Source organism: Thermanaeromonas sp., assembly GCF_021890735.1.
In the GTDB taxonomy this organism is placed as follows: domain Bacteria; phylum Bacillota; class DSM-521; order Neomoorellales; family Neomoorellaceae; genus Thermanaeromonas.
Map to the genome: position 1 here is coordinate 1 of NZ_JAKKUR010000020.1, position 23,862 is coordinate 23,862.

Annotated in this window: 22 protein-coding genes; 19 read left to right on the forward strand and 3 right to left on the reverse strand. The window is 52.3% G+C overall.

The genetic code is table 11. The annotated features are described in order from the left end of the window. The first annotated feature begins 42 nt into the window (after positions 1-42). The 19 genes from purL to L5656_RS05615 all read left to right on the forward strand — a co-directional run bounded on the left by purL (position 43) and on the right by L5656_RS05615 (position 21,405). A complete protein-coding gene (gene purL, locus L5656_RS05525) occupies positions 43-2,220 on the forward strand; it encodes a phosphoribosylformylglycinamidine synthase subunit PurL (protein ID WP_297200273.1) in 2,178 nt (725 codons plus the stop codon). Next, a complete protein-coding gene (gene purF / locus L5656_RS05530; protein WP_297200215.1) occupies positions 2,187-3,641 on the forward strand; it encodes an amidophosphoribosyltransferase in 1,455 nt (484 codons plus the stop codon). The genes purL and purF overlap by 34 nt, the downstream gene beginning before the upstream one ends. Positions 3,642-3,706: 65 nt before the next feature. Continuing rightward, the gene (gene purM / locus L5656_RS05535) at positions 3,707-4,753 is read left to right on the forward strand and encodes a phosphoribosylformylglycinamidine cyclo-ligase (RefSeq protein WP_297200218.1); all 1,047 of its coding nucleotides are present in this window, start codon (positions 3,707-3,709) and stop codon (positions 4,751-4,753) included. Between the two features lie 47 nt (positions 4,754-4,800). Continuing rightward, the gene (gene purN, locus L5656_RS05540) at positions 4,801-5,430 is read left to right on the forward strand and encodes a phosphoribosylglycinamide formyltransferase (RefSeq protein WP_297200221.1); all 630 of its coding nucleotides are present in this window, start codon (positions 4,801-4,803) and stop codon (positions 5,428-5,430) included. 4 nt (positions 5,431-5,434) lie between these two features. After that, entirely contained in the window at positions 5,435-6,976 is a 1,542-nt protein-coding gene (purH, locus tag L5656_RS05545) for a bifunctional phosphoribosylaminoimidazolecarboxamide formyltransferase/IMP cyclohydrolase (protein ID WP_297200224.1), read from the forward strand. A 31-nt stretch (positions 6,977-7,007) separates the two neighbouring features. Next, positions 7,008-8,282 carry a phosphoribosylamine--glycine ligase gene (gene purD / locus L5656_RS05550; protein ID WP_297200226.1) on the forward strand — a complete coding sequence of 425 codons (1,275 nt, stop codon included), beginning with the start codon at positions 7,008-7,010 and terminating at the stop codon, positions 8,280-8,282. A 70-nt stretch (positions 8,283-8,352) separates the two neighbouring features. Next, on the forward strand, positions 8,353-10,002 hold the full coding sequence (locus L5656_RS05555) for a spore germination protein (RefSeq protein WP_297200228.1): 1,650 nt from the start codon (positions 8,353-8,355) through the stop codon (positions 10,000-10,002). Beyond that, on the forward strand, positions 10,003-11,118 hold the full coding sequence (locus L5656_RS05560) for a GerAB/ArcD/ProY family transporter (RefSeq protein WP_297200231.1): 1,116 nt from the start codon (positions 10,003-10,005) through the stop codon (positions 11,116-11,118). Beyond that, positions 11,108-12,409 (forward strand): Ger(x)C family spore germination protein, encoded by a 1,302-nt coding sequence (locus L5656_RS05565; RefSeq protein WP_297200233.1) that lies wholly within the window; start codon positions 11,108-11,110, stop codon positions 12,407-12,409. Before L5656_RS05560 ends, L5656_RS05565 begins: the two co-directional genes overlap by 11 nt. 5 nt (positions 12,410-12,414) lie before the next feature. Next, positions 12,415-12,654: a hypothetical protein gene (locus L5656_RS05570; RefSeq protein ID WP_297200236.1), complete on the forward strand. Its 240-nt coding sequence runs from the start codon at positions 12,415-12,417 to the stop codon at positions 12,652-12,654. 77 nt (positions 12,655-12,731) lie between these two features. Next, entirely contained in the window at positions 12,732-13,910 is a 1,179-nt protein-coding gene (hisZ, locus tag L5656_RS05575) for an ATP phosphoribosyltransferase regulatory subunit (RefSeq protein ID WP_297200239.1), read from the forward strand. Between the two features lie 33 nt (positions 13,911-13,943). Continuing rightward, positions 13,944-14,609 carry an ATP phosphoribosyltransferase gene (gene hisG / locus L5656_RS05580; RefSeq protein WP_297200242.1) on the forward strand — a complete coding sequence of 222 codons (666 nt, stop codon included), beginning with the start codon at positions 13,944-13,946 and terminating at the stop codon, positions 14,607-14,609. Positions 14,610-14,690: 81 nt separating this feature from the next. Beyond that, positions 14,691-15,974 carry a histidinol dehydrogenase gene (hisD, locus tag L5656_RS05585; protein ID WP_297200246.1) on the forward strand — a complete coding sequence of 428 codons (1,284 nt, stop codon included), beginning with the start codon at positions 14,691-14,693 and terminating at the stop codon, positions 15,972-15,974. A 45-nt stretch (positions 15,975-16,019) separates the two neighbouring features. Then, complete coding sequence (gene hisB, locus L5656_RS05590; RefSeq protein ID WP_297200248.1) at positions 16,020-16,625, forward strand: imidazoleglycerol-phosphate dehydratase HisB; 606 nt, start codon at positions 16,020-16,022, stop codon at positions 16,623-16,625. Between the two features lie 47 nt (positions 16,626-16,672). Further along, complete coding sequence (hisH, locus tag L5656_RS05595; RefSeq protein WP_297200251.1) at positions 16,673-17,305, forward strand: imidazole glycerol phosphate synthase subunit HisH; 633 nt, start codon at positions 16,673-16,675, stop codon at positions 17,303-17,305. Next, complete coding sequence (gene hisA, locus L5656_RS05600) at positions 17,283-18,026, forward strand: 1-(5-phosphoribosyl)-5-[(5-phosphoribosylamino)methylideneamino]imidazole-4-carboxamide isomerase (RefSeq protein ID WP_297200254.1); 744 nt, start codon at positions 17,283-17,285, stop codon at positions 18,024-18,026. Before hisH ends, hisA begins: the two co-directional genes overlap by 23 nt. Then, entirely contained in the window at positions 18,020-18,781 is a 762-nt protein-coding gene (hisF, locus tag L5656_RS05605; protein WP_297200257.1) for an imidazole glycerol phosphate synthase subunit HisF, read from the forward strand. The genes hisA and hisF overlap by 7 nt, the downstream gene beginning before the upstream one ends. A 97-nt stretch (positions 18,782-18,878) precedes the next feature. Further along, entirely contained in the window at positions 18,879-19,691 is an 813-nt protein-coding gene (hisI, locus tag L5656_RS05610) for a phosphoribosyl-AMP cyclohydrolase (protein ID WP_297200259.1), read from the forward strand. 73 nt (positions 19,692-19,764) lie between these two features. Beyond that, complete coding sequence (locus L5656_RS05615) at positions 19,765-21,405, forward strand: methyl-accepting chemotaxis protein (protein ID WP_297200262.1); 1,641 nt, start codon at positions 19,765-19,767, stop codon at positions 21,403-21,405. 25 nt (positions 21,406-21,430) lie between these two features. On the opposite strand, the gene L5656_RS05620 is transcribed toward L5656_RS05615, so the two are convergent. The 3 genes from L5656_RS05620 to L5656_RS05630 form a co-directional block, all read right to left on the reverse strand. Then, complete coding sequence (locus tag L5656_RS05620) at positions 21,431-21,820, reverse strand: DUF1634 domain-containing protein (protein ID WP_297200265.1); 390 nt, start codon at positions 21,818-21,820, stop codon at positions 21,431-21,433. Between the two features lie 6 nt (positions 21,821-21,826). Continuing rightward, positions 21,827-22,663 carry a sulfite exporter TauE/SafE family protein gene (locus L5656_RS05625; RefSeq protein ID WP_428849298.1) on the reverse strand — a complete coding sequence of 279 codons (837 nt, stop codon included), beginning with the start codon at positions 22,661-22,663 and terminating at the stop codon, positions 21,827-21,829. Between the two features lie 74 nt (positions 22,664-22,737). After that, complete coding sequence (locus tag L5656_RS05630; RefSeq protein WP_297200270.1) at positions 22,738-23,499, reverse strand: GntR family transcriptional regulator; 762 nt, start codon at positions 23,497-23,499, stop codon at positions 22,738-22,740. Positions 23,500-23,862: the final 363 nt, after the last annotated feature.

The window sequence follows — 23,862 nt, forward strand, 5'->3', positions numbered from 1 at the left end:
GAAGGGAGAATAAATATCCCCTCTTATAAACCCTGGCGAGAGATGGGTTTGACAGATGAAGAATACGAGCGTATTGTAAATCTTTTGGGCCGTGAGCCTAACTACGTTGAGCTGGGTATGTTTGCCGTGATGTGGTCGGAACATTGCGGCTACAAGCACTCCCGTGCGTTTTTGAAAATGTTCCCTACCAGCGCTCCCTGGGTTCTGCAAGGACCGGGAGAGAACGCAGGCATAGTCGACATAGGAGATAATTTAGCGGTAGTCTTTAAAATTGAAAGCCATAATCACCCCTCGGCTATTGAACCTTTTCAGGGAGCCGCTACCGGGGTAGGGGGTATCGTCCGGGATATTTTCGCCATGGGGGCACGGCCGGTGGCCCTTCTGGATTCATTGCGCTTCGGCCCCCCGGATAACCCTCGCAATCGCTATCTTTTAACCGGTGTGGTGGAAGGGATATCTTTTTACGGGAACTGCATAGGAGTGCCTACCGTAGGCGGGGAGGTGGGTTTTGCTCCCTGCTATACCCATAATCCTTTAGTTAATGTGATGTGCGTCGGCCTTATAGAACATAGCAAGATCCAGCGCGGCCGGGCCAGCGGTATCGGTAATTCTGTGATGTTGGTTGGAGCTCGGACCGGCCGGGACGGGATTCATGGGGCTACCTTTGCTTCTGAGGAACTGAGCGAGGCTTCAGAGGAGCGCCGTCCTGCGGTCCAGGTGGGGGATCCCTTCCGGGAAAAACTCCTTATTGAGGCCTGCCTGGAGGCGGTTAAGGAAGATTTGCTCGTAGGCATGCAGGATATGGGTGCGGCAGGCATTACCAGCTCCACGGCCGAAACTGCTTCGCGTGCAGGAACGGGCATGGAGATAGATGTAGATTTGGTACCCCGCAGGGAGGAGGGTATGACACCCTACGAAGTCATGCTCTCCGAATCTCAGGAGCGAATGCTTGTAATACCTAAGAAGGGCTGTGAAGAGCGGGTCAAAGAGATTTTTAGGCGCTGGGGCTTGGAAGCTGTGGAGATAGGTAAGGTCACTTCGGACGGTGTTTTAAGAGTAAAAGAAAGGGGCCGGGTGGTGGCCGAGATTCCGGTACGCTACCTTACGGAAGAATGCCCTGTTTATATACGGGAACGCCGGGAACCTGAATATTTAAGAGAGCTTTGGGCCTACTCCTTAGACGAGCTACCCGAACCTGCCGACTACGAAGAGGTTCTCCTAAAGCTTCTTTCCTCGCCCAACATTGCCAGCAAGGAATGGATATACCGGCAGTACGATTATATGGTGCGTATCGATACCGTGGTGAGGCCGGGGGCTGCCGATGCGGCTGTCTTGAGGGTTAAAGGGACTAAAAAAGGCTTGGCTTTGACCACTGACGGCAACAGCAGGTACTGCTACTTAGATCCGGAAACGGGCGGCGCTATAGCAGTGGCGGAGGCCGCACGCAACCTTTCTTGCACCGGTGCCCGGCCTTTAGGGTTGACCGACTGCCTGAATTTCGGTAACCCGGAAAAACCGGAAGTAGCCTGGCAGTTTTACCACTGTATTTTAGGGATGAGCAGGGCCTGCAGTCATTTAAACATACCCGTAGTGGGCGGGAACGTAAGTTTCTACAACGAAACCAGCGGGGAGCCCATTTACCCCACTCCGGTGGTCGGGATGGTGGGTCTCCTGGAAGATATTGAACAGCGGTGCACGGCCGGATTTAAACGAGAAGGAGACCTGATAGTGCTGTTGGGCGAAACACAGGACGAACTGGGTGGAAGCGAGTACCTGGCCGTAGTTCACGGCGTTGTAGCCGGTCGACCGCCCCATCTCGACCTCGATATGGAGGCAGCGGTACAGCAGACGGTGCGGGAAGCTATAAGGCGAGGTCTCGTACAAGCTGCTCACGATTGTTCAGAGGGCGGCTTGGCCGTTGCCCTAGCCGAGATGGCCATCCTTGGCGGTATGGGCGCGGAAATAACTTTGGAGAGCTCTTTACGGCCAAAAAGCCTTCTTTTTTCGGAAACCCAGTCCCGTGTACTAGTTAGTGCGCGGCCAGATAGGGCGGGAGAACTAAAAGAGCTAGCCGAGACATTCCGTGTGCCCCTTAGGATTATAGGCATCTGCGGGGGGAAGGCTTTAAGCATAAGCGTGGGATCTCAGCGCCTGTTAAATCTTAGTTTAGGGGAGATGGAGGCCGGATGGCAGAAGATGGCTATGGACTTGGAAAGGTAGCACAGTGGCAGCGAGATAAATTTCACGAGGAGTGCGGCGTTTTCGGCCTGTACGGGCCTGGATTAGATGTGGCCCGGCTTACCTACTATGGCCTCTTTGCCCTGCAGCACCGCGGGCAAGAGAGCGCCGGGATAGCCGTAAGCACCGGTGACGGGATCGAGGTTTATAAAGGTATGGGCTTGGTAGCTGAGGTTTTCAACCAGGCCATTCTTAAAAAACTTCGAGGTAACTTGGCCATCGGCCATGTGCGTTATTCTACCTCCGGCTCTAGTTCCCTGGCGAACGCCCAACCTTTAGTGGCCAGGATGCGCCGGGGCATGGTCGCTGTGGCCCATAACGGAAATCTGACCAATGCCTGTTCCTTGAGACAAAAATTAAGCGCCGAGGGGGCCGTATTTCAAACTACCACCGATAGTGAAGTCATACTTAATCTTCTGGCCCGCAGCCAAAACTATTCTCTGCCTGAAACTTTGCTTAATTGTATGCAGGAAATACAAGGAGCTTACAGCTTGGTAGTTATGACCGAAGACCAGTTGATAGGTATCCGGGATCCTTTCGGAGTACGGCCCCTGTGTCTGGGGAAACTGGGCGATGCCTGGGCTTTAGCTTCCGAGTCTTGCGCCCTGGATGCCGTGGGTGCCACTTTTGTCCGTGACCTTGAGCCGGGGGAAATAGTAATTATCGATGGTCAGGGTATATCGTCCCTCCATGCCGCCTCTGCTCACCGCCCCGCTCACTGTATCTTCGAGTTCATTTATTTTGCCCGCCCGGACAGCATTATTGATGGGGAGAATGTGTATCTGGTCCGGCGCAAATTAGGTAGAAATTTGGCCCGGGAATGCCCCCTGGAGGCTGACCTGGTGATTCCGGTGCCGGATTCCGGGGTGGCCGCTGCAGGAGGGTATGCTGAGGTTTCCCGCATACCGCTGGTGGAAGGTTTGATCAAAAACCGCTATGCGGGGCGCACCTTCATCCAGCCTACCCAGGAAATGCGGGACCTAGGAGTACGTCTTAAATTAAACCCCATCCGCCCCCTTCTTAGGGGAAAACGGGTTATAGTCATCGATGACTCCCTGGTAAGGGGTACTACCAGCCGGAGGATAGTACACATGTTAAGGGAGGCCGGAGTAAAGGAAGTACACCTTCTTATAGCCTCGCCACCCGTTTTTCACCCTTGTTACTACGGTATAGATACTAGTGCCTACGGCGAACTCATCGCATCCCGTTTTCCGGTAGATAAGATTAGGGAGCTCGTAGGTGCCGACACCCTTTATTATTTAAGCCTGGAAGGGATGCTTTCCACCCTGAAAGACGGGACGACCAACTACTGTACGGCCTGCTTTACAGGCGTATACCCCATTCCCATTGCCCGGCCAGAAGCGGCTGGTAAATATAGTCTGGCCCGGAAAGAGCGGGTTTAGGGAGCCCGTCCTAAGCGGAGCGTTTTCCAGAGCCTTTAAAGACCCCAACAGGAGGTCAGCTTATTATGAAGGGGAAAAAATGGACTTACAAGCTGGCGGGGGTGGATATAGAAGCCGGAAACCGGGCGGTAGAACTTATGCGGGAACACGTGAGAAGTACCTTTAGACCAGGTGTTTTAGGCGATATAGGTCGTTTCGGGGGATTCTTTGCTCTGCCTCCGGGATATAAAGAACCTGTTTTAGTGGCCGGAGCAGATGGAGTGGGTACCAAGCTTAAGATAGCTTTTCTTTTAGACCGCCACGATACCGTCGGTCAGGACCTGGTGGCCATGTGCGTTAACGATATCTTAACCCATGGAGCGGAGCCCCTCTTTTTCCTAGACTATTTAGCGGTGGGTAAGCTCCACCCCCCTAAAGTAGCCCAGATCGTAGCCGGAGTGGCTGCCGGTTGTCGCCTGGCGGGTTGTGCCCTTTTGGGTGGGGAAACGGCGGAGATGCCGGGATTTTACGGCCCCGATGAATATGACCTGGCCGGTTTTGCTGTTGGCATAGTGGAGAGGGAAAACCTATTAGATGGGAGCCTGGTGCGGCCGGGCCAAGCGGTAATCGGCCTGGCCTCGAGCGGGTTACACTCTAACGGATATTCCTTGGCCAGGCGGGTGTTATTGGAAGAGGCGAGGTTGGGGTTGCGGGACCAAATACCACTTCTTGGTTGCACCTTAGGAGAGGAACTCCTTAAGCCTACCTTTATCTATGTACGGTCCCTTCTTCCTCTTATACGTGAAGGTTTCGTCAAGGGTTTAGCCCACATCACCGGTGGTGGGCTGGTGGAAAATCCTCCGCGCATGTTACCTGAAGGTACGGCCATTAGGTTGTACCGGGACCGCTGGCCAGTGCCCCCCATCTTCCGGCTCATTGAAGAAGTAGGCCAGGTTACGGCCCCGGAGATGTACCGCACCTTCAACATGGGTCTAGGGATGGTAGCCGCTGTAGAAAAAGAGAAGGTACCGGAGGTATTAAGGCGCCTGGAGGCTGCCGGGGTTACCGCTTATCTTGTAGGTGAGGTGGTGGAGGGGGAAAGGAAAGTGGAGTTCATCCCTCCCTTAAAATAAAAAGACGCCTAACCCAATTTGGGGGGCTTCTTTAAGGAGGGGATTTTGTGGCGCGCGTTCTCCCGTTAGGTGTTCTCGTCTCCGGGCGGGGGAGCAACCTGGAGGCCGTTATAAGGGCCATTGAGGAAGGGCGGCTTCCGGCCCGGATAAAGCTGGTCCTTAGCAACAGAAAGGAAGCACGGGCCTTAAGCATAGCTGCCCAGCACGGTATCCCTGCCGAATTTATAGATCCCAAAAACTACCCGGACCGGGAGAGCTACGATCTCGCCCTGGCTGCCCGCCTTAAAGAAGCCGGGGTGGAATTGGTAGTTTTAGCCGGCTTTATGCGCATCTTGAGCCCGGCTTTTTTAGAGCAATTCCCGTTAAAGGTAATAAATATTCATCCCGCACTCTTGCCGTCCTTTCCGGGGGTGGAGGCCCAGCGCCAGGCTGTAGAATACGGGGTGAAAATCTCCGGGTGTACCGTCCATTTTGTGGATGCCGGGGTGGACACCGGGCCCATCATAGCCCAGGTTGCTGTACCTGTAGAAGATAACGATACTCCGGAAACCCTGGCTCAAAGGATACTGGAGCAGGAGCACAGGCTTTTGCCCGAAGTCATCCGCTGGATCGCCGAAGACCGGGTCGTGGTAAAGGGTCGCCGGGTGTACGTGCGCAAAGAAGATAAGGGGGAATAAATCCATGGTTTCACGTTGCGCTCTGCTTAGTGTTTGGGATAAGACGGGATTGGTAGAGTTTGCTAAGGGTTTAGCGGAGTTGGGATGGAAAATTTTATCTACAGGGGGCACGGCACGGGTTTTAGAAGAGGCAGGGCTTTCCGTTACTCACGTACAGGAAGTAACCGGATTCCCGGAAATTTTGGACGGACGTGTTAAAACCCTACATCCCAACATTCATGCCGGTATACTCGCTCGGAGGGAGCCCGAGCACCTTAAACAACTTGAAGAACTGGGCATAGGTACTATCGATCTCGTAGCCGTGAACCTTTACCCCTTCCGGGAGACGGTAGCCCGGCCAGGGGTTACTACCGAGGAGGCAATAGAAAATATCGATATCGGAGGCCCGGCCATGGTGCGGGCCGCAGCCAAAAACCACGAATACGTTATAGTAATAGTTAACCCGGCCCGGTATCCTCAAATACTGGCCCAGCTAAGGGAACAGGGAGATGTGGATTTGTCCACTCGGCGCATGTTAGCTGCAGAAGCCTTTGCCCATACAGCAGCTTATGATGCAACCATAGCCTCGTACTGGCAGCAAGAAGCCTATGGGAAGAAAAACCTTCCGCCCTTCTTTTTCCTGATAGGGGAGAAAATACACGACCTCCGCTACGGAGAAAACCCCCACCAGAGGGCTGCCTTTTACCGCCTGCCCGGGCGGGGTTCCGGAACCCTGGCCAGCAGCCTAAAACTCCAGGGAAAAGAGCTGTCTTATAACAATCTTATGGATTTAGATGCGGCCTTTAGCTTAGTGAGCGAATTTAAAGAGCCTGCGGTGGCCATAATTAAGCATACTAATCCTTGCGGGGTGGCTGTAGCTGAAACACTGGCTGAAGCATATAGCAAAGCCCTGGAGGCCGACCCTGTCTCGGCCTTCGGAGGTATCGTAGGTTGCAATCGCCCGGTGGACAAAGAATTAGCCCAGGAGATGGTAAAGATATTCTTAGAAGCAGTCGTAGCCCCCCTCTTTACCCCTGACGCTTTAGAGGTGTTTAAGGCTAGACCCCAGGTGCGCTTGGTGGCCGTCGGCGAGGGACAAGAAAAGGGATTAAACTGGCATGTACGCCCGGTAAGCGGTGGCTTTCTGGTACAAGAACCCGACGTTTATGATTTCACAGAACAGGAATTAAAGGTGGTTACGCGGCGCAGGCCCACAGAAGAAGAGCTTAAAGACCTGCTCTTTGCCTGGAAAGTAGTGAAACACGTTAAATCCAATGCCATTGTGGTGGCCAAAGGTGGTGTTACTCTAGGTGTGGGGGCGGGCCAGATGAACCGGGTAGGAGCGGCCCGTATAGCGCTGGAGCAGGCCAAAGAAAAGGCACGTGGAGCTGTTCTGGCTTCCGACGCGTTTTTCCCCTTCCCTGATACGGTAGAAGAAGCGGCTAAAGCAGGAGTTACAGCTATCATACAGCCCGGGGGTTCTGTAAGGGATCAGGAATCCATAGACTGCGCCGATAAATACGGGCTGGCTATGGTGTTTACCGGTGTCCGGCATTTCCGGCATTAAAATAGGCGTTAGGTTGAAGGAGGTTAGACCTGTGAAAGTTCTGGTGGTGGGCAGCGGTGGTAGGGAGCATGCTTTGGTGTGGAAAATTGCCCAGAGCCCTCTAGTAACCGAGATCTTCTGCGCGCCCGGTAATGCCGGTATCGCCAATTTGGCTTCTTGCGTCCCCCTTGAAGCTCACGACATAGAAGGGCTGGTAGATTTCGCCCGGCAGAACGATTGTGATCTTACCGTAGTGGGGCCGGAAGCGCCCTTGGTTGCAGGTATAGTGGATGCCTTTAAAGCTAAAGGTTTAAGGATCTTCGGCCCGAGCAGGGCTGCAGCGGCCATAGAAGGCAGCAAGGCCTGGGCCAAGGAAATTATGCTCAAGGCAAAGATACCCACCGCTAAATTTGCTGTAGTAGATAATCTTCCTGACGCTAAGAAGTATATAAGAGAGCACGGGGTGCCGGTGGTGGTTAAGGCAGACGGTCTGGCTGCAGGCAAAGGAGTGGTGGTAGCCGAGGACGAGGCTGAAGCCTTGTCTGCGGTAGAGGAGATGCTGGGCGGCCGCTTTGGGGAAGCAGGTCTTAGGGTGGTTTTAGAAGATAAATTAGAAGGGGAAGAAGTAAGCGTACTGGCTTTTTGTGATGGAAAAAACGTGCTTCCCTTGCTTTCTTCTCAAGATCACAAGAGGGTTTTTGACGGTGACCGTGGCCCGAATACCGGAGGCATGGGCGCTTATGCACCGGTTCCTTTTTATGATGCCGGGCTCGCTGAAGAGGTTAAGAATACCATTCTTTCTCCGGCAATCCGGGCCCTGGCTGAAGCCGGTCGCCCCTATGTCGGTGTGCTTTATGCGGGATTAATGATCACTCCTGAAGGGCCTAAGGTATTAGAATTTAATTGCCGCTTCGGCGATCCTGAAGCACAGCCCTTGCTCATGCTCCTTAAAAACGACCTAGTAGAGGTTATGCTGGCGGTGCTCGAGGGGAGGCTAGAGGAGATTAACTTGGAATGGTACCCCGGGTTTGCCGCTTGTGTTGTTTTGTGCGCCCCCGGCTACCCCGGGGCATATCCCAAAGGAGAGTTGATCAGCGGATTGGAGCGGGTACCGGAAGGAGTGGAGGTATTCCACGCAGGAACCGCCAGGAAAGGCGAGAAGATAGTTACCAACGGTGGCCGTGTACTAGGGGTAACCGCCAGAGGAGCGACATTGGAAGAGGCGCTGGCTTTGGCCTATAGGGCCGCGGAGGTTATTGACTTTCCTGGTAAGCACTACCGGCGGGACATCGGCTGGCGGGCGTATAATCTTTCTCCCAGGAGCTAACCTAAGATTCGGACGGGAAGTTCAAAAGTTTTTCCGATAAAATCGGGTTAGCTCTGGAGGGGGAAGTTTTTTGCCTCGCCCTTACCGTAAACCGCTACGCCTTTTTCAGCGTCAAAAGAAGAAGGCTTCTCATTCCGGGGGCTCTTCCGGGGGGCAGGGGAAAAAATTCCCCTACCCCCCTCTTGATCATTATACCTTTGTCCCGGACTTAAAAGCTAATCTCGAACAATTAAAGGAGATATTCCTTAACAGCAGCGATGTGGTAAAGCGGGATTTCCTCATAGGAGGCCAGGCTAAGGCGGCTATCATTTACATCGACGGTTTGGCGGACAAAAAATTAATAGAAGATACCCTGCTTAGGACTCTGCAACACGTTCCGCCAGAGCTAGGCCGGGCTTTGGTGGAGAAGACGGCGCCACTGGACAGGATATTAGAGATAATAGTTCCTTTGGCAGATGTCTCTCCTATAGAGAGTATCTCCGATATTGTAAACCACGTTCTCTGCGGGGATGCAGTTCTTCTTTTTGACGGCTACACTAAAGCGCTGGCCACCAGCACCCGTTCCTGGGAGCATAGATCTATCGATGAGCCTTTGACGGAGAGCGCAGTGCGGGGTTCGCGGGAAGGATTTGTGGAGAATTTACGTACCAACACTGCACTTATACGCCGTCGCTTGAAGACACCGGCCCTTAGAGTAGAGAATCTATGCCTGGGGCGGTACAGCCAGACCAATGTGGCCCTGGTATACCTTCATACCTTGGCTGACCCAACCTTACTTCAAGAAATACGCCGGCGCCTGGAACGCATAAATATCGACGGCATTTTAGAAAGCGCCTACATTGAGGAGCTGATTGAGGATAATCCCGCTTCACCCTTTCCCCAGATCGACCATACCGAACGGCCCGACAAGGTAGTAGCCGCTTTGCTAGAAGGCCGCGTGGCCCTACTAATCGATAATACGCCTTATGCGCTCATCATTCCCACCGTATTTATCCAATTCATGCAGGCCTCCGAAGACTACTATGAAAGGTACTGGCTAGCTAGTTTCTTGCGCCTAATCCGCTTCGTAGTTTTAAACATTGCTTTACTTCTGCCCAGTATTTACGTAGCGGTAAGTACTTATCACCAGGAGATGCTGCCCACCCGCTTGCTTATCCGGCTCGCCGCCCAACGGGAGGGTGTACCTTTTCCGGCTTTGGTGGAGGCTCTGCTCTTAGAACTGGTCTTCGAGGTTTTACGAGAAGCAGGTGTAAGGCTTCCCCGTATGGTCGGGCAGGCGGTCAGCATTGTAGGAGCTTTGGTGATCGGGGAGGCTGCGGTTAGTGCAGGCTTGTTTTCGCCGGCTATGGTTATCGTGGTGGCCCTTACGGGTATCAGCTCCTTTGCCCTGCCCATATTTGCTATGGCCATCACCATAAGGCTGCTAAGATTCATCATGCTGATTTTGGCCGGGGTACTGGGCTTTTATGGCATCATGATAGGTCTTCTGGCCATACTTATTCACCTTACCACCTTGCGCTCCTTTGGGGTGGATTACTTATCGCCCGTTACTCCCTACCATGTACGGGATTTTAAAGATGTTTTCATACGAACTCCCCTTTGGGCAAGACATACCAGGCCGACCCGCATCGGGTATCGCGACCCGTGGCGCCAGGATACGCGGTTGCGCCCTACACCTCCTAAAAGCAGCAACCAGGATCCTGCAGAGGGAGGTGATTAAATGCGGGGGATACGGGAGGAAGGCTTTATCCATGCCCGGCAGGCAGCCATTCTTATGTGGTTTAACGTTTTGCCCACGGCTATTATTTTCTTGCCCAGCTTTCTTGCTAAGACAGCCCAGCAGGACGCTTGGCTTGCTGTCGTCGTAGCTACAGTGCTCACCTTGCCTTTAGGATTTGTGCTGACCTGGCTGGGGACGCGCTTTCCCCATCTTACTTTATTCCAATACAGCGAGATCATTTTAGGCAGGATTCTCGGGAAAATTATTAGTACACTCTACGTTTTAGCCCTAATCCTGCTTAATGCCCTGGTTTTGCGCGAGTTTAGCGAATTTCTGGTTTCTGCGGTTATGCCCGAAACCCCCTTGCTCGTCTTTACGGTTACCCTCGCGGCCGTGGCTGTTTACGGTGCTCGTAACGGAATAGAAGTTATCTCTAGATCGGCGGAGTTCGTGATGCCTTTAATGGTACTTTTCATCCTAACCATTCTTTCTCTGGTCACACCGGAAATGTCCTGGCGCAACTTATTCCCCGTACTGGAGAGAGGGGTAGGGCCGGTTCTGGCAGGAGCCATTATAGTGCTGGGATTTACCGGGGAAATAAGCCTTCTTGCCGGTATTAGCGGATTTATCAACCCGCCCCAAGGCATAAGGATGAGCGTGACAATAGGGCTTTTAGGGGTATTCTTTTTCCTTGTAATGGTGGTCTTAGGTGGTGTCCTGGTCTTCGGTTCGGCCGAAACTGCACGGCTTACCTTCGTGGTTTTCTCTTTAGCCCGTATGGTGAGCATAGCCAATTTTTTAGAACGTATTGAAGTGCTCTTTATGGCCATCTGGGTAGCAGGCGTTTTCATCAAAGTAATGTTCAATCTCTACATTGCTTCTATAGGAGTAGCTACGGTGATGGAGCTTACAGATTTTCGGCCCTTATGCGCCCCCTTGGCCGCTTTTATGGTAGCTTTATCTGTCTTGCTCTTTAAAAACATAAGCCACCTGCTCTTTTATTTGGAAGAAATAATGCCCGTATGGACACTTTTATGGGCCTTTGGTATGCCCATCTTTTTAGCCGTAGTAGCAGCTCTTAGGAAGCCTAAAGGGGAGAGAGTAAATGTTCGGTAAGCATATCCGGTTATATCTTATAGGCGCGGTTCTTGGTATGTTGCTTTTGACGGGGTGCTGGAGCCGCCGGGAGATCGAGGAGCTGGCCTTGGTTATGGCCGCGGCCGCCGACGCCGAAGGAGACAATAACGTAAGGCTTAGTGTATTCATAGTTAACCCGCGTGAGATCGGGGGAGGGCAACCTTCCGGATCCGGTGGAGGAGGGGGTACTAACAAGGTTCCGGGTGAGATTGTTAGTACTACGGGAAGTGATTTTACAGAAGCGGCCAGGCGTATCGAGGAACAGATACCCCGCCGGCTTTTCTGGTCCCATAACCGGGTAATAATAGTAGGAGACAAACTGGCCCGCCGCGGTTTATCCTGGTTAGATTGGTTTAGCCGTGACCGGCAGATGCGCCTTACCACACCGGTTGTTTTAGCCCCTGGAGAGGCTAGGGAGGTTTTAGACCTACCTCCCGGGGTGGAGCTGGTACCCGGTGAGATCATTTCGGGAATTTTGAATAACCACGTCACCCTAAAAGTAGAGCTGAAAGAGCTTCTTTCCATGTGGCAGGCCAAGGGAGATAACCCAGTAATACCGAGGATCACCCTAGTTTCTGCCCAGGAACACAGCGGCAGTAAAACCCAGGGTGCTGGAGGGACGGGGCAGCAAAGCCAGGAACAAGGAGGGGGTGAGGGGCGTACTCAGCGGAAGGCCGGTCCTGCTGCTATACGTTTTGAAGGTGCCGGCGTTTTTAAGGAAGGTAAGCTCATAGGATATCTGGACCATTTGGAAACCTTAGGCACTATGTGGCTTAGGGGAGAGGTAAAGGAAGGGGTGCTCACCTTTAACTGTCCCGAACATCCTTCAGAGCGGGTCTCCGTACGCTTTCACCGTGCCCAAACCCAAGTAACGCCTCAAGTGGAGGGTGATAAGATAACTTTCTTAGTGAAAATTAACTCGGAAGGAGATCTTATGGAACAGACCTGCCAGGAATCTTTAGCCACTCCGGAAAAAATTGAGGAGCTTGAAAAGGCGCTGTACCACGAGCTTAACAAAAGGGTTCAGGCAGCTTTAGATAAAGCCCAAAGGGAATTGAAGACCGATATTTTCGGTTTCGGCGAGGTTCTCCACCGGGAAAACCCTAAATTATGGAGACAGGTTGAAGACAACTGGAATGAAATTTTTGCAGGCGCAGAGGTTAAGTTGGAAGCCCAGGTCTCCATCCGCCGCATCGGTATGAGCTATAATCCCGCCGGCGGTCAAGGCAGGAATACAGGGGGTAAAAGGGTGTCCCCAGGGGGAAGGTAGGCGAGATGTTTATATTCCTTGTCCTGGTAGCCTTCAGCCTTATAGCTTACTTAGAGGGTGCGCCTTTATACCGGGAACGCCGCTTTAAGGAACTGGTGGTTACGGGAGCCCTTTGGTCCTTGAGTTTGGCCCTAAGCCTGGCCATGCTTTTAAACCTGGTCCTTCCCAGCCCCACCCTTTGGATGGAGCGGTTGTTTTTACCTGTTTCTAGCTTCTTAAAGCAACTTTTAATTGGAGGCATGTAATGGAATTAGATCTTGCTCCTTTTTTGGAAGAGATGATATGATTACGGTGAAACAGGTACCCTTGAGGTGAGAACGTTTTGAACAATTACAACCGGCATCTACAATTGCCCGAGGGAGTGGATGATTTCCTTCCCGGCCCTGCCGCAGCCAAAAGAAGCCTGGAAAATAAGCTGCTGGGCCTTTTTAGAAGTTGGGGTTACCAGGAAGTGGTAACCCCAACCTTTGAGTTTACCGAGACCTTTCAAGCCGGCCAGGTAGCAGCCAAGGAGGAACTTCTTTTCCGGTTTATCGACCGGAAGGGCCGGGTTTTAACGCTGAGGCCGGAGATGACGGCACCCATCGCCCGCCTGGTCGCTACTCGCTTGAGAAAAGAGAAGTTACCTTTACGGCTTTGTTATGTTGCTTCTGTGTTCCGATACGAGGACCCGGCGCGCGGGCGGCGCCGGGAATTTCATCAGGCGGGTGTCGAACTAATAGGCGGAACCGGGGTGGGCGCCGATGTTGAGGTAGTGGCCCTTGCAGTAGAGGCCTTGCTGGAAAGCGGGCTCAAAGACTTCCAGGTAGGCTTGGGTCAGGTGGCCATCACTAAGGGTGTGCTAGCGGACCTGGGGCTAGAAGGAGAAGCTTTAGCAGCCGTAAAGGAAGCCCTGGTAGGCAAGGATTGGGTAGGTCTTAACCGGCTTTGCGAGCAGTACGGCCTGCGGGGGACCGCCCGACAGCGCCTGGAATTGCTTTTCACTTTGCACGGGGGGCGCCGGGAGCTAAAGGAGGCCATACCCATCTTGGGTGTGGAAGCTGCCAGGGAGCCTTTAGCTCACCTGGAGGAAGTGTTAGCAATTCTTGAACGCTACGGTTTAGGCCGTTATCTTTTTATAGACCTGGGTATCCTGCGGGATTTCGATTATTACACTGGATTGGTTTTTGAGGGGTACGTGCCGGGGTTGGGCTTCCCCGTCCTGGGGGGCGGCCGGTACGACGGCCTTTTGGCGGAATTCGGCTATCCCTGCCCGGCTACGGGGTTTGCCCTGGGGATTGAGCGAGTGCTGGCGGCAAGGAACGGGGAAATGTTTATAGAGGAAGAGTCCCGGGCCTATTTGGTGGCGGGAAAAGATCTCGCCGCCGCCCTTACCAAGGCTAAGGAACTACGCAGGTCAGGAGCCAGGGTAGAGCTGGGTTGTGGTATAAGTAGTTTGGAGGAGGCTCGGAGAGAGGCCGCGGAACGGGGGCTTAACCTGGTATGGGTAGAAACGGTCTGAAATAGAACCGGTATAAAAGGGAGAGGGAAGCAAGTGGCAGAAATTTTAATTACTATAGCTTTACCCAAGGGTAAACTGGGGGGAGAGGCTGTAGAGCTTTTGGCCAGGGCCGGGTTACCGGTGGAAGGTGTCGATACGGAAAGCCGGCAGCTAGTCTTCTGCTTCCCTGAAGATTTTCTACGTTATATTATCTGCCGTCCTACAGATGTGCCTACCTACGTGGAGTACGGAGCTGCGGATTTGGGTATTGTTGGTAAGGATACACTCGTGGAAAGCGGAGCCGATGTTTTTGAACTGGCGGACCTGGGGTTCGGTTATTGCCGCTTTGTGCTGGCTGTACCCCGTATTAAGTGGGAGGAAGCAGGCCGGTCTCTGGAGACACTGCTGAGTCTTTCGCGGCGGGTGGCTACCAAGTTTCCGCGGGTGGCGGCTAATTTTTTCGCCGGGTTAGGGCAGCAGGTCGAAATAATTAAACTCCACGGGAACATAGAATTGGCTCCCCAGGTGGGTTTGGCCGACCTTATAGTGGATATTGTCTCCACCGGACGTACGTTAAAGGAGAACGACTTAGTAGAAGTGGCTTCCATCTTTCCGGCTACCGCCCGGCTTATCGCCAACAGGGTGAGCTACCGGATACGCCATAAAGAGCTTCATTCCCTGGTAGAAAGGTTGCGAAAGGCGAGTGAAGGCTTAGGTTAAGAATTATTGTTGTACCTATAACTGTTTCTGCTATAATGTTCCCGAAGGATTTATTTTTTTGGGAGAGAGGGTAGTATCCTTGTGATAAGGCTTATAGAAGGCTGGGATGCGGACTGGTTTAAAAACTGGACGGGGCGTTTAAAAGCCCAGGAAGAGGCGGCTGCCCGGGTGCGGGCTATTGTGGAAGATGTTCGCCGGGAGGGCCATGCAGCGGTAGCCCGTTATACCTGGGAGCTGGACGGTGTGGCTTTGTCCCCGGAAGACTTCCGGGTGGCCGAAGAGGAGTTATTGGCAGCCCAGCAATTCGTGAGTTCCGGGGTACTTTCGGCCTTAAGGCGGGCTAAAGAAAATATTATAGAGTATCACCGGCGCCAGTTACCGAACTCGTGGTTTATGAGCGATAGTTCAGGAAACATCTTGGGCCAGGTCTGCAGGCCCCTACACAGGGTGGGTATTTACATACCCGGTGGCACGGCCGCCTACCCCTCTTCGGTTCTTATGACAGTGCTTCCGGCCAAGGTGGCAGGGGTAGAAGAGATTGTTTTAGTTACGCCACCACGCCCCGACGGTAGTGTGCACCCCCTAGTGCTAGTAGCAGCTTGGGAAGCTGGGGTGCAAGAGATTTACAAGATGGGCGGGGCGCAGGCCATCGCGGCTTTAGCTTTTGGAACCGAGTATGTTCGCCCGGTGGATAAAATCGTTGGCCCGGGGAATATTTATGTAACCCTGGCCAAAAAGGAAGTGTACGGCCAGGTGGATATAGACATGCTGGCCGGGCCTAGCGAGATTGTGGTGGTAGCTGACGGGAGCGCCCGGCCGGATTGGGTGGCAGCCGACCTCCTTTCCCAGGCCGAGCATGACACCTTGGCCGGGTCGGTTTTGATCACCCCTGAAAGAAGTCTTGCTGAGCAGGTAATAAAGGAACTGGATATCCAGCTCAAAGTTTTACCCCGGGCGTCTATAGCCAGCCGGGCTTTGGAAAATTACGGGGCCGCCATAGTGGTGGATACGCTATATGAGGCCTTGGATAAGGCTAATACCTTGGCTCCTGAGCATCTGGAACTTTACGTATCCGAACCCTGGCGCTGGTTAGGAATGGTACGTAATGCTGGAGCTATATTTTTAGGCCCCTTCTCACCCGAGCCCGTAGGGGACTACCTGGCCGGTCCCAGTCACGTTTTGCCTACAGGGGGCACAGGGCGGTTTTATTCGGGCCTGAGCGTAGATACCTTCCTTAAAAAAAGCAGCGTAATTGCCTACCACCGGCAAGGATTGCTGGATATAGCACAAGATGTAGAGGAACTGGCCCGGTCTGAGGGGCTCGAAGCCCATGCGAGGGCTATCTCCTTGCGCACTAAAGATTAGAAGAAGCTTACGGTGTACGGGAAGAAATAGAGGGAAGGGATTCTTATGGACCAGCTTGCGAAAGATAGCCGCCGGGCCACGGTTACCCGAAAAACGGCAGAAACAGAAATTAAAATTGAACTCACCCTGGAAGGCCGGGGGAAGTTTAAGGGTACAAGCGGTATTCCTTTTTTGGATCACCTCTTGGCCCAGTTCGCTAAACACGGAAGGTTTGACTTAGACCTCGAAGCCGTAGGCGACCTTTATGTGGACAACCACCATACCGTGGAAGATATAGGTATTTGCTTGGGCAAAGCTTTGGCCCAGGCTCTGGGTACCAAAGAAGGTATAACCCGCTACGGGAGCGCCATCTTACCCATGGATGACGCTTTAATCCTGGTGGCTGTGGACTTAAGCGGCCGCCCTTATCTGGCCTATGAAGTGGATATAAGGGTGGAGCGTGTAGGCGGCCTAGAAGCGGATTTGTTGGAGGAATTTTTACGGGCATTAGTAAACCATGGCGGGATAACCCTCCATGTAAGAAAGCTAGCTGGGCGTAACGGGCATCACGTGGCGGAGGCTTTATTTAAGGCTTTAGGCCGCGCCCTCCGTCAGGCGACTAGCCGCGAGCCCGGGGTAATGGGGATACCTTCTACCAAAGGTGTGTTGTAATTTCTGGGTTTTAAGCCTTTTATTCTTTTGAAGGGTGTGGGTGGCAAATGAAACCTATAGCAATCATCGATTACGGTATGGGGAACCTCTTAAGCGTGCAAAAAGCCTTAGATACTTTAGGATTTCCCGCTCGCGTCACTAATCGTCCGGAAGAAGTGGTAAAGGCCCCCGGGGCCGTCCTGCCCGGCGTGGGAGCCTTCAGGGATGCTATGGCTGCTTTAAAGGAAACCGGGCTCAACGAGGCCATAAAGGAAGTTTGCCGGTCCGGCAAGCCTTTTTTGGGTATTTGCTTAGGCTTGCAGCTATTGTTTGAGAGCAGTGAAGAGGGAGGGCGGGTTGGCGGTCTCGGCCTTTTGCCCGGGCAAGTAAGGCGTCTTCCTCCTGGGCTTAAGGTACCACATATGGGCTGGAACCAAGTGATGTATACGCGGCCCGGGCTTTTGTTTCAAGGCATCCCGGAAGGGTCTTTTTTTTATTTTGTGCACTCTTATCACGTAGAGCCTCAGTATTCAGGGATCATAGTGGCAGAAACAGAGTACGGCGGACGAATAGTAGCAGCCATTGAGCAGGGCAACCTTTTCGGAGTTCAATTTCATCCTGAAAAGAGCAGCACTTTGGGTCTTAAGCTTCTGGCCAACTTCGGGAGGCTGGTATACGGTGATAGTTTTTCCGGCCATTGATCTGCGCGGTGGCCGTTGTGTCAGGTTATACCAGGGACGGCCCACGGCGGAGACGGTTTACTCCGAGGACCCCGTGGAAGTAGCGAAGATGTGGGTACGGGAAGGTGCGAGCTGGTTACATATAGTAGACCTGGATGGAGCCTTTGAAGGGCGGCGCAAAAATTTATCCTTGATCCGGGAGATCATAATAGCCGCGGGAATCCCCGTACAGGTTGGCGGTGGGGTAAGGAGCCTGGATGATATCGAGGCCTTGCTTACGGCGGGCGCAGCACGGGTAATCCTGGGTACGGTGGCGGTGACGGATCCTACACTGGTAGCTGAAGCGTGCGCAAAGTATGGTGAAGCTATAGTAGTTGGCGTGGATTGCCGGGACGGGTGGGTAGCTACTAAGGGTTGGACCGAGACCTCCAACCGTAGAGGCGTAGAGATGGCACGGGAGCTGGCTCGACTGGGAGTAAAAAGGTTAATATATACAGATATAAGCCGGGACGGGACGCTTAAGGGTCCCAACCTAGAAGCCATTCGCGAAGTGGCTTTAGCTTGTGGGCTTCCCGTTATCGCTTCGGGAGGGGTGGCTAGCTTAGAGGACATTGTTGCCTTGCGGGAGCTTAAGCCTTACGGGATTGAGGGGGTTATTATTGGACAGGCCCTGTACCAGGGCAAGTTTAGCCTGGCGGAGGCGATAAAAGCTGCGGGTGGGGGGAGGCAAGAGCTGTGCTGACCAAACGTATCATCCCTTGCCTGGACGTGCATAATGGACGTGTGGTAAAAGGAGTTAACTTCCTAAATTTAAGGGACGCCGGCGATCCCGTAGAGCTTGCAGCAGCATACGACCGTGAGGGGGCCGACGAGCTGGTATTTTTGGATATCAGCGCTTCAGCAGAAGGGCGCAAGACCATGGTGGAAGTAGCCCGGCGCGTGGCAGAACAGGTTTTTATACCCTTTACTGTGGGGGGAGGTATAAGGACGTTAGAAGATATCCGGCAGATACTTTCGGCGGGGGCTGATAAAGTTTCTCTAAATACGGCGGCTGTGGAGAATCCCCGTCTGGTGGAAGAGGCTGTCAAGAGGTTTGGCAGCCAGTGCATTGTAGTAGCTATCGATGCCCGCCGCTGTGGCCCGGGAAGGTGGGAAGTAGTCACCCATGGCGGCCGCCGGCCTACCGGTAAGGATGCGATAGCCTGGGCTCGTGAAGTGGCTTCGTTGGGTGCGGGCGAGATTTTGTTGACCAGTATGGATTGCGATGGGACCCAGAACGGTTATGATCTAGAGCTAACTGCTGCGGTCAGCACCAGCGTTTCCATACCGGTGATCGCTTCCGGAGGGGTGGGCAATCTTCAACACTTATTAGAAGGCTTAACTATAGGTAAAGCCGATGCCGTGCTGGCAGCCTCTATTTTTCACTTCGGGACTTACAGTATTAGGGAAGCCAAAAAATATTTGGCAGACCATGGCGTCCCTGTAAGGCTGGTTTGACCGTTAGTCTGCTCTCTCCTTAAACAAAGGGCTTGTATCTTAAACAAGCTGGCGAGTATTACGGGGCTTTATGCGGCTTAAAAAAGAGGTGGTTTTTATGCAGCGATTACCTGAGGAGTTAAAATTCAACAAAGACGGGCTTATTCCGGCCATAGTCCAGGATGTAGCTACAGGCCAAGTGTTGATGCTAGCCTATATGAATGAAGAAGCCTTAAGGTTATCTTTAGCTACGGGTCAAACCTGGTTTTTTAGCCGCAGCCGCGGAGAGCTGTGGCACAAGGGGGCTACCTCGGGGCATTACCAGCATATAGTTAATATATTCTACGACTGCGATGGCGATGCACTACTGGTACAGGTCCGGCAGGAAGGGGTGGCCTGTCACGAAGGAGAGTTTTCTTGTTTTCACCATCCTTTGCGCCTTCAAGTGAACAGCCAACAGGATAAAAGGGCGGTGCCTGGAGGTGACGACGCAAGTGGGCTTGCGGAGGGAAAGGCCACCGATCATAAAGCAGGCCACTGTACGGGACAGGAAGAAGGCAGAATATGCGGGAGTGTGGTGGAAGCAATGGAAACAAGAAAAGAGCTAGAACAAGCGGTACAACAGGGTGCTTTAGGGGGCGTTTCTGATTTAGGCCAGATACTAACTGAGGTTTTCGATGTCATCAAAAAACGCAAGAAGGAGCTTCCGGAAGGTTCCTACACCGCACGCCTGTTTAAGGAAGGACAGGACAGGATCTTAAAAAAGGTAGGGGAAGAGGCTACTGAGGTGGTTTTGGCTTCTAAAGGCGGGCGGACAGAAGAGATACTCTATGAATTGGCTGATCTTTATTATCACACCTTGGTGGTCCTGGCCTACCACGGATTAGAGCTTGAAGACCTGGCCCGGGAGCTGGCCAGCCGCAGGCGCTAAAGATTAAAGGGGACCGCCTTAGAAGCCGAAATATTCATAGAGAAACAAACATATGGGGTTGGAGGGGAAGCAGGTGAAAATTTTATTGGCCGGCTTTTTTTACCTACTCGTTTTAACCCTGGTCCCTGCGGCCAGTGGGGCTTGGTACACGGTACACCTCGGTGTCTCTTGGCATAATTTTCTCCCCGCGGCGGTGCTGGCTATTTCTTTAGGTGTGGTGTTAAGCCTTGGTACTTTGTACATTCTGTGGCGCGTGTGGATGCGGCCCTTGGGGAGCCTGGGGCAGTTTTTAGAAATTTTAGGACAAGGAGATCCGGTGCGGGCTGAGCGTTTTGTAGGCGGGTTGCGCTTCCATTTGGCCTTCCGGGATCATGTGAAGGCAGTTTTAGATAACATTTTCCGTACCATAGGACATATGCAACGCAGCTCAGATGAGATAAACTATTTTGTTAATAATCTTTCAAAAGGTATATCCTCTGTCCAAAGCAGCTTCCGGGAGATAAATTCAGCTATGCAGGAGATAGCCACTGGTGCTGATGAGCAGGCCGGGGCAGCCCAGAGGGTGGCGGAAAACATGGGGGTCCTGACCAGCCTAGCAGAAGAGATCGCCGAGCGTTCCCGGTTAGGTGTAAAAATGGCGTCCGAGGTTCAAGAAAAGGAAAGGGAAGGGAGGGCTCTCTTAGACCAGCTCCTCGAAGAGATCGAGGAGGCCGCCTTTTCCAACGAGCAGGCTGCCCGGCATATGTACCAGTTAGAAGAAAAGATGTCCCGGATAAATGAATTCGTGCACCTCGTAACTGTTATAGCTGAGCAGACCAACCTTCTATCCCTCAATGCCGCTATTGAGGCTGCCCGGGCCGGCGAACAAGGCCGGGGTTTCGCGGTAGTAGCCGATGAAGTGAGGAAATTAGCGGAGCAGTCGGCAGCGGCAGCTCAAAATATCACCCGCTTGGCCAGTGAAATACAGGCCGAGGCTCAAGATACGGCTTCGCAGGTAGAAAGGAACGTCCATCTAGTAAAGGGGAACATTGAAAGGGGAAAGAATGCCCGGACAGCTTTCGAAGCCATAGGTCAAGCTATAAGTAAGGCTGTGCAGGCCATGGAAGAGATCAATTCTCGCGCAGAACAGCAAGCAGAACGTGTCCGGGCGGTAAATGAAGATGCTGGCCGGGTGGCTGCCGTAGCCCAGCAGACAGCAGCCAGTATCGAGGAGGTATCAGCCGCAGCCAGCGAACAGCAGGCTACCATAGGTAAAGTCGAGGAAAGTGTTCAGAAGTTGGCTATTATGGCCCAAAATTTTCTTAATATAGCGGCTGAATATACAAGGGGCGGCTGGGATGAGGCCACCTGTCAAGAACTTACTAGCCAGGGCTTTAAGATTCTAGAAAAGCTAGCGAGCAAACCGGAAGTTCAGAGCATGGAGCTTGCCAGGTTACAGCCCCTCCTTGATCGAACCTTTGAAGAGCATTCTATAATACAGAGCCTCTTTGCCGTGCTACCTGACGGTACGGCCCTGTATACCCGGCCTTCCACTACTATTAGTAATTGGGCTTTCCGGCCATGGTTTCAGGTGGCCAGCCAGGGGCAAAAATTCACCAGTGAACCGTACATAACTCAGGCTACCAACCGCTTGGCCATTACTATATCAGTTCCTATAATGGACAGGGAGGAAAAGGTAGTAGGGGTTCTAGCCGCCAATTTGGCTCCCAGTTGAGCAGGTTTTGACATTGGTATTTCATTTATTCAGCCTTTCCTAAAAAGAGGCTTAAGAGCAACATGAATAAAACATAGCCGGCTATAAAAGTGTACTGGTAATCCTTTTGAAGGAAGAAGGTCACTAAGGACGCGGCTACCCGGAAGATGGGAGTAGCGAGCAACACCAGTAGCCCCGCTGCGATGATGGCCAGGGGATTAAGGCTCAGCAAGCCGGTCCATACTTGGTGAAGGCTTTTAGGAAAGTCGCCCCCCGGAAAACCGGTATAAGCGGAAAGGAGAAATAATATTAAACCTAGAGCTACGATTACGCTACTGATGATGACGCCTACCCTTAAAGACAAGCTGATGAAATCTTCTATCTCGAGGGGGGAAATTCTTTTTTTACTTTTGGACTGAGAAAAAGACAGGTTCACCCTATATCATCCCCTTAAACCTTTTAATAACATCTCCAAGGAAATGTATAAAAGTACAGGTAGGAATATCTTCCGCAGGGTAGCGTTACGGAGGCGTACCATAAGGCGAGTCCCTATTATAGTACCTAGGACTACACCCAGGGCTACGGGGCCGGCAATGGCTGGGTTGATATACCCATGGGAAAAGTAGATACCCGCGCTGGCCGCTGCGGTAACACCGATCATAAAATTGCTGGTAGCTGTCGATACCTTCATAGGCAGCTTCATGAACATATCCATGGCTAAAACCTTAAATGCCCCGCTTCCTATACCCAACAATCCGGACAAGACACCGGCACCTAGCATTACGAGGAAACCAGGTGGTACTCCAGAAGAAATATATTTTATTTCTTGCTGGAGGGCAGAATCATAATAAGATCCCCATAATTTAAATTTCCAGGCCAGGGGGTGAGGTGTGGCATCGGAAACTAATTCGACATTGCGCCGCCGGAAGAGGGCTAAAGTGGAATACCCGAGCACTAGGGCAAAAATAAAATAGAGATAACGGGTATGGATCAGTCCAGATAAATACGCCCCCAGGATGGCTCCGGTGGTGGTAGCCATCTCTAAGAACATCCCTATGCGCACATTAGTAATGCGATCCCGGATATAGGTAGCAGCAGCGCCGCTCGAGGTAGCTATTACAGAGACAACGCTAGCCCCTATAGCATACCGGATATCCACACCTAGAAGAAGAGTAAGTGCAGGGATAATAATAATTCCACCGCCTAGACCTAACAGAGCGCCCAAAGTGCCTGCTACGATGGAAACACCGAAGATAATCCCTATAGAGGAGAGGCTAATCAATTCTATCACTACCCCCATATTTTTAAGCCAAGCTTTTGCTTAGAAGCAGGTACCAACAAGGACTGGTTCCTTTAGCTGGTAACTTGTTCTGCGTCCTTTGCTTTTAAAGGGTGCCTGTACAGATCCACACGGTACTCGTAACGGTCTGCCCGGTAAACGGTACGGGAGACGCTGATAGGTAACTCACCTTCGGCATAGGTTATACGCCTGGCCACCAGTACGGGGCTACCTTTTTTACACTGGAGATGGCGTGCTTCCTCTTGAGAGGCGCGGCTCGCACTTATCCATTGAACACCGCGGAGGATCCTGTATCCATATAGCTCAAGGTGGGTATAGATAAGATCCTTGGATAGATCTATATCTTTAAGAATTTGGCCTACGGAGGCTGGGAAAAAGCTAAAATCTAGAAGGAGGGGATCCGGACCCGTTTTAATTAACCGTAGCACATGGAAAACCTGTTCACCCTCTTTTAGCCTAAGCTGATTACGGACCTCAGGGAGAGGTTCCTGCCGGACGGCTTCCAAAACTTGAATACCAACTTCCAAACCTTCTAACATCAATTCTTCGGCTATCCCCAACAGGCGTGCTAAGGGACGTTCAATACGGCGCGGCGCCACAAAGGTTCCCTTGCCATGCTGGCGGTAGAGCAAACCTTCACTTACCAGTTCACCGATAGCTTGCCTTACGGTGACCCGGCTCACACCGTACGTATGCATAAGTTGCCTTTCGCCTGGTATAGCTTGTCCGGGTTTAAATTCTCCCTCGGCTATTTTTTGCTTGAGGATGTCTTTAAGCTGTTCATGCAAGGGTTTGCTGCTGCCGGGATAAAGCACACCAAGGCCTCCTGGAATATAAGTATGCCAGAGGTATGCTGGTTAATACCAATTCCCAAGTATAAAATTACTTCTAACATTTATCAAGGGGTATAAGAGAAATTTTTTGAAGTTGTTATAGAAACCCAGATCTAAGGTAATATCATTTTATGGTATTTGGACGCGCAATATCCGGTTGTCGAAATCGGGTGTTCAGTAGTAGCCCACGGTGTCGTATTATTTTGCAGCCCGCTAAGCCTGTAAAAACGCTCTCAAGCAAGGCTAGGCAGGATCAGGATTAAATTTTGGAGGCTATGATTGGGTGGCGATAAAAATGGCCGAACACGGGAGACCTTTGGAGGAAATTGGCAGTTTGTGTCGAAT